This window comes from Vibrio zhanjiangensis, assembly GCF_030161235.1.
GTDB classification, from domain to species: domain Bacteria; phylum Pseudomonadota; class Gammaproteobacteria; order Enterobacterales; family Vibrionaceae; genus Vibrio; species Vibrio zhanjiangensis.
In genome coordinates this window covers 1-5,607 of the sequence record NZ_BSPW01000017.1, presented here as the reverse complement: position 1 = coordinate 5,607, position 5,607 = coordinate 1, and the positions used below count along the sequence as shown (strand labels likewise).

General features: G+C 41.2%; 5 protein-coding genes. 3 read left to right on the top strand and 2 right to left on the bottom strand.

Annotated features, from left to right (window positions below):
- The first annotated feature begins 92 nt into the window (after positions 1-92).
- The 3 genes from QQK21_RS03810 (at position 93) to QQK21_RS03800 (ending at position 3,726) form a co-directional block, all read left to right on the top strand.
- On the top strand, positions 93-1,295 hold the full coding sequence (locus QQK21_RS03810) for a hypothetical protein (RefSeq protein WP_284190875.1): 1,203 nt from the start codon (positions 93-95) through the stop codon (positions 1,293-1,295).
- 86 nt (positions 1,296-1,381) lie between these two features.
- A complete protein-coding gene (locus QQK21_RS03805) occupies positions 1,382-2,818 on the top strand; it encodes a nucleotidyltransferase domain-containing protein (protein WP_284190874.1) in 1,437 nt (478 codons plus the stop codon).
- Between the two features lie 209 nt (positions 2,819-3,027).
- A complete protein-coding gene (locus tag QQK21_RS03800; protein WP_284190873.1) occupies positions 3,028-3,726 on the top strand; it encodes an aspartate/glutamate racemase family protein in 699 nt (232 codons plus the stop codon).
- Positions 3,727-3,832: 106 nt separating this feature from the next.
- Here the strand turns inward: QQK21_RS03800 and QQK21_RS03795 are convergent, their stop codons facing one another.
- Both QQK21_RS03795 and QQK21_RS03790 read right to left on the bottom strand, forming a co-directional pair.
- The gene (locus QQK21_RS03795) at positions 3,833-5,074 is read right to left on the bottom strand and encodes an SGNH/GDSL hydrolase family protein (protein WP_284190872.1); all 1,242 of its coding nucleotides are present in this window, start codon (positions 5,072-5,074) and stop codon (positions 3,833-3,835) included.
- 296 nt (positions 5,075-5,370) lie between these two features.
- On the bottom strand, positions 5,371-5,607 hold a 237-nt coding region (locus QQK21_RS03790), incomplete at its 5' end, for a PKD domain-containing protein (protein ID WP_284190871.1).

Below are 5,607 nucleotides of genomic sequence, written 5' to 3'. Positions count from 1 at the left end.
CTGGGTACTATCAAAACAGATCAATCACTTAAAGTCATGTCCGAAAATCGGGGGCCACTTCTGAGCAACAAGTATCACGTTCTGTAGGGCGCTTGGTTGGCTGGGATAATGCATCGGGCATTTCTTGTAGTGGGGGAAAACAGACATTACTTTATGCGGTGAAATCAGCCATTGATCGGATTGCACCCCAAGCTAAATTTCAAGGTGTACCTGATGATGTTGTTATTTTAACTGCACAAGGTGCGCACTATTCAATAGAGCACGTTTGTGAACTTGCTGGTATTGGCCAAGACGCTTGTATTCGTATTCCGGTCTCATCTTCGAGAGGCCTTGACTCAGAGACTCTTGAAAAAGTGTTTGAGCAACAAGTTAAACTTGGCAAGCGTGTGGCTGCAATCATAGCATGTGGAGGGACCACTTTGGACTTCTTATGCGATAATACGGCGACCATCTATCAATCAAGCCAAAACGTATGCCAACGCATGGGATTGTCGTATTCTCCATATTTGCACCTTGATAGTGTAATTGGTTGGTTGTGGTTCAACTTTATATCCGCATCAGAGATAGAGTTCTTTCAGCTAGGTCTCTCATCGAACGTAATCGCAAAGATCAAGTCAGTGACAGAGCGATTTTCTGCCCTTGATAGGTTCGATTCATTTGGTGTGGATTTTCATAAGAACGCATTATGCCCCTATTCAAGCAGCTTTTTTGTTCGCAAGAAGGCATTAGAAGAGGAACGTAATTGCATCCAACCCCTAACATATGGTGACTTGTCGGCTTTTAAAGAAACCTTTGAAAACTCAAGATCTTCCTCCGGTATTGCGAGCGCTTGGGTTGCGCTTCAGCACTTTGGTATTGAAGGGTTGAGAAAATACTTAGCTAGTTTGCTTGCTGCTGCGGAGCGATTGAAATCGGTGTTTGCTGACGACAAAATTACCATTTTGAATGACTCATCATGTGGCTGGGAAGTGATTTTTAGCATTGCGCCATCCAATGAGCTCAGTGGTCATTATAGTGTCAATTTACTGCTTGAAGGCTTTTATGCCTACATACAGCAGCTGGTCCTTTCAGGTCAAGATGTGCCCAATGTGAGTATTATTAAGTCATTTCGGCAGAGCCAACGAGCCGAGGATGTCCATGGTCTTATCATATATAACATGAACCCCAATTTAACGAATAAAGAATGTGAAGTGATGAAAGCCCAGATTATTCAGCGCTGGAACGAGTATTCCCAAAGTATTACACGTGGCATCACGGATCTTAACAAGTTAAGCATCAATGAACCCATTCGTTAGTCAAGGATTCAATTTTCTCAAAATCACAACATATGAACCTAGTAACCCGCTTGGTGAGTGGGTTTTCTCTGCCTTAGGAGTCACAAATGGTAAAAACGGTCATTACACAAACAGCGAATACTGAACCTCTTCCACACGCTGAAGGTAAAAGCGAGTCCAGCGGTACTTTGGCTATCAAATCGGTGCAACACAAACTCAATCGTAGTGAAAGCTTTGTGGAGTGCCGTCCTTCGGGAGTGACTCAAAAAATCAAGCCTCAGCGCCAAAATAGTATTGATGGCACTTTTGTAAGCACTGTGAGTCAGGGCGCGAATAAAGATATGATACAGGTTCAGGTGGTGGGTAAGAGCCATCTTGTACAAATAGACAACCACTCACTGGTTAAAGGGAAACTCGAACGTGAAGTGAGTGCACAAGATTTATTAACCATAGATGTGTCGAGGGCGGTGACATCACGCAGAGGCCCAAATCAAGAGATATTTGATCAAATTGATCTTCGTTCTCCTCCTATGTATAACTGGTATCCGGTTGAAAAAATCAATGGTGAAGCGGTATCCGAGAACTGGTTTGTGCGAGAAGACGCTTTTGTAAATGATAAAGACGGGCGAGTGATGGCAGAAACTCCACAGCTCCAAGCGGGCAAAAGAGGGCGTCCACAAGCTCGCCAGCCATTTGATTTTCCAGAGCCTCCCAAATTAGTTGGTAAAAGGCTTGATGCTAAGTATATTGATGACTATATAACTAAGTTGGATTTGGGCACCGAACCAATCGATGTGAAAGAAGAAATCAAAAAGTTCACCAATTTGCTGTCAGGTGTGTATGGTGGCAGCTGGATGTCGATACTTTATGGATCTTACGCTTCTGGAAATCAACGAGCGAGTACGGACCAGCAGCCAGGTTCAGATATTGACGTCATGTTTTCCTGCGATAATCAAAGCTATGCAGCCCATAGAGAGGAGTTAATACCTAAAATTACTCAATGTATTGCCGCGCTTCATAAACGTGTTGGTGCTGTTGTGGATGATGAAGTGCCCGCAGACTCTAAACATTTGATCAGTGCCGATGAAATGATGGAGGCTGCATCGCTCAATATGTATTACCCAACGAATACCGAAGGCCTTGCTAACAAAGTTCACATCGATCCGCTGCGCTTCTTTCTTGATAAAGAAGTTTCTTTGGAAGGTATCACTAAATCAGAAAGTGAGCGATTTAGTCCTGAATTTTTGCAAAGCAAATATCTAAGATTAAGATTACTTTTCAATATAATGACTACTCCAAATGTGATCCACTCAAATAATAAAGAAGCGATAAAGATACTCGAAGATAAAGTAAAACATGTGCTTTCTAACCTGCTTCAAGATTTAATCAATCAACTTAGTGAGTCAAAAGAACTTAGCATTGACCAAAAAATTGAACTTCTGTTGGGACAAGGTGAAAATAAGGGAGAATATTGGTTAGGTTATAAGCAAGATCGTAAGGGTGTGGTAGAAAAGTTAAAATCACTACTTACCTCAAACGATTAATCATTTCTAGGTTAAGTTAGCTTATTAAATCCTCAATGTGTATAAAGCCTTTCGTGAAGTAAGTTTGGTTATGGATTGTTAGAAATAACATCATATTAAACATAGAGTTAATCTTACTATCGAAAGGCGATTTTTGTTTTGTAATATCGATTGTATTTTTTCCAAACATCTGATTATGATGTGATTCATATCTTAAGAAAGGAATCGTAATGAAAACAATAGGTATTATTGGTGGTATGAGCTGGGAGTCCACCGCGAGCTACTATAAAGTAATAAATCAAGCAGTAAAAGCTGAGAAAGGGGGGCTGCACTGCGCCAAAGTTGTTCTTTATAGTGTTGATTTTGCAGAGATTGAGAGTTTGCAAAAAAGTGATGAATGGGACAAGGCCGCTTCAATTTTGAACCATGCGGCACAGTCGTTGGAAAAAGCTGGGGCTGATTTTGTTGTTCTTGCAACCAATACCATGCACAGGGTTTATGACGAGATCAAAGAGGGTGTATCCATTCCTTTTCTTCACATTGCGGACGCAACCGGTCAGAACTTAATTGATAAGGGTATTACTAAAGTGGGTTTGATCGGAACGGCATTTACTATGGAGCAAGATTTTTACAAGCAACGGCTTAAGAGCAAATTTGGCATAGAAGTGATTATTCCCAACGGTGTGCAGCGTAGGCTTGTCCATGATGTGATTTATGACGAGCTTTGTGTAGGAAAGATAAGTGCTCGCTCAAAGCAGGACTTTAAAACCATTATTGAAGATCTGACAGCGGAAGGTGCACAAGGCGTTATTTTAGGATGTACCGAAATTGGCTTACTCATCGATAGTTCTGACACGGATATTCCAGTGTTTGATACAACAGCAATACATGCTCAAGCAGCAGTAAGAGAAGCTCTACGCCAAATATAAATATTGGAGTTATTAATGCACAAACCTCGCAATTTCTGTAGGCTGATTAAAGGGGAGTTAAAAAGATGGAGTAATGCTTCCTCCATCTTTGGATGGTTGGTTACATCTAAAAGTTAAATTGGTCTAACTTGGTTTGAATAATGTCGTCAGCAATATATTTGTGAGTGGCTGTTGTTGGATGAGTCACTCCCCAGAAGACATACTTGTCCGAACCATAGTAAGCACAGTCATTGGTCAACACATGGCTTTGTAAGTAGTCTGCAGGTGAGTTTCTATTGATATTCAAACAGGCATCGGTTGCGTTCTCAAATCCGTACAGCTCGGGATTGGTCGTTATCTGGTCAAATATCGCATGTGCGTCATAAAGAATAACGTTGAGCCCTTTACTTTGATACAGCTCTGCCTGTTCCTTAATAAATGTATTGAGTTCAATAATATTTGCCCTAACGGAGCGGATTTCGTCTATTGTTGAATATTTAAATTGCGGTGCTTTTGTTGCGTCAGGCAGAGTAAATAGCAGAATATTGGTTACTCCAGATTCCGTTAAGCGAATAATGGCACTACTCAGATCTGCTTTTACATCGGCGACTAAGCGATGATAGTTCATTAAATCGTTGAGGCCAAATGCTAGAGTGACAAGACTGTTTTTGGGGTTGTAATTCTCGGCTTTATCCATGTACTTCAAATAGGATGTCACTTGATTATAAACTCCTGTTAGTACACCATATTGGTTAACACCGGCTGCACCGCCCACTGCCCAGTTGTAAAGTGGAAGCTGCTTGTGTTTTGCGAGATATTCTGTCCATACGAAACCGTTTGAAAAGTGTCCTAAATACCATGAGCTCCTATTTGGGAATACCCATTGCGACGCATTATATAAATTGCCCGTATCCGACAAGCTGTCGCCAAAGGTGATAATCCTGTTAATTTTGTCATTGCGAGTCCCATCATTTGTCCAAATACTGTGGTTGTACGACATCTGGGTGTCTGATGCGTAGTACATTATATCTGCTGTATCATGAGTTACACCTAGTGTCTCCCTACAGCGCTGTTCAATATCAGTTTGTGGGGTATTGGTATAAAACATGTTTTTGAGCGACACCGATGAACGCCAGTATCCTTGTATTTGATAATAACGCCCATCTTGTTCTCTTGCCCATTCCCAGTCAGCGTCCGTATCGTTGTGGCTTTGCGAAAGTCGATACCAACATCTTACATAGGTGCTGGTTTGTCGACCTTGAGCCATTTGGTAATGGTCAGTCTTGTAAGGTCCAAGATTTTTTGACGAGCCATCTGCGAGTGCTGGTGCCGCCAATATGCAACCAGCTAAAAATAGAATTTTATTCATGATCCTTCACTTATTATTCTGATTGTAGAGTGTTTGCTCATCTTTGATCGCATGCCATGTACTTGGCAGTCAAAATATTCATGAAAAAAATCAATCAAGATTCGACTGAGATCAAACTTTATACAGGAATCATTAGTTATCGGAGTGTTAAATTTGTGTAATTTAATGAGTGCTTGTTTCTATTATGAGAATTGTTTCTTATGGGGAGGAAGTGGATTGATTTGATCAGTGTATAGAAGGCTTTTTTTGTACAAAAAAAGCGCAACCAAGGTTGCGCTTTTCATTTGAGAGTCGACTTACAATTTCACGTCTATAAGTTTGGTTACTTTATCACCACTGTCATCCATTACAGTTAGGCGAACTTGATGGTCACCATAGCTTGGGAATATCGTGGTAAACATGCGTCCTCGTTTGATGTCACCGTTAGGGAGTATCCATTCGGTGTCAACGATTCGCCCATCTGGGTCAGAAAGAAGTGGACCCCAATGGTTGGACACATAAACTAATTCCTTAAGTGGTTGATCCAGCTTATG

Excerpts from the sequence above, each read along its gene's own strand:
- QQK21_RS03795 (WP_284190872.1), bottom strand. The coding sequence starts at position 5,074 with ATGAATAAAATTCTATTTTTAGCTGGTTGCATATTGGCGGCACCAGCA.
- QQK21_RS03805 (WP_284190874.1), top strand. The coding sequence starts at position 1,382 with ATGGTAAAAACGGTCATTACACAAACAGCGAATACTGAACCTCTTCCA.
- QQK21_RS03800 (WP_284190873.1), top strand. The coding sequence starts at position 3,028 with ATGAAAACAATAGGTATTATTGGTGGTATGAGCTGGGAGTCCACCGCG.